The 645-nt window shown below is 61.9% G+C and carries 1 protein-coding gene and 1 pseudogene; both read right to left on the bottom strand.

Annotated features, from left to right (window positions below):
- A pseudogene (locus tag EOA33_RS37725) lies at positions 1-299 on the bottom strand (ABC transporter permease); the annotation flags it as partial.
- Positions 300-308: 9 nt separating this feature from the next.
- Positions 309-645: ABC transporter permease (locus tag EOA33_RS37730; RefSeq protein WP_145989604.1), on the bottom strand; the 337-nt coding region annotated here is incomplete at its 5' end.

Here is a 645-nt window from a genome sequence, read left to right on the forward strand (position 1 = left end):
CCGCCGAACACTGCTGCCGAGAAACCGAGGATTGCGCCGAGCGAGAAGGACAGCGCGGTGGCCAGCACCGCGATGAACAGTGTGATGCGGGCGCCGTAGATCATGCGCGACAACAGATCACGGCCGAGATTGTCGGTGCCCAGCCAATGGGCTGCCGACATCGGTTCCCAGACGTCGCCGACGATCTCGGCATTGTCATGCGGCGCGATCAATGGCGCGAAGATCGCCGCCAGCACGAACATCGCCGTCAGCACGATGCCGATCAGTGCCGGGATGGGAATGCGTTTTATGTCGAGCATCGCCGTTCCCTACTTCGGATGCCTGAGCCGCGGGTTGGCGACAATCGCCGCAATGTCCGCGATGATGTTGAGGCTGATGTAGACGGCCGCGAAGATCAGGCCGACCGCCTGGACGACGGGGACGTCGCGCTTGGTGACGTGGTCAACGAGATATTGGCCTATGCCCGGATAGACGAAGATCACCTCGACCAGGACGACGCCGACCACCAGATAGGCAAGGTTGAGCATGACGACATTGATGATCGGCGCGATGGCGTTCGGGAACGCATGCTTGCGGATGACCGCGAAAGCCGAGAGGCCCTTGAGCTCGGCCGTCTCGACATAGGCTGACTGCATGACGTTGAGG

Source organism: Mesorhizobium sp. M4A.F.Ca.ET.050.02.1.1, assembly GCF_003997725.1.
GTDB lineage: Bacteria > Pseudomonadota > Alphaproteobacteria > Rhizobiales > Rhizobiaceae > Mesorhizobium.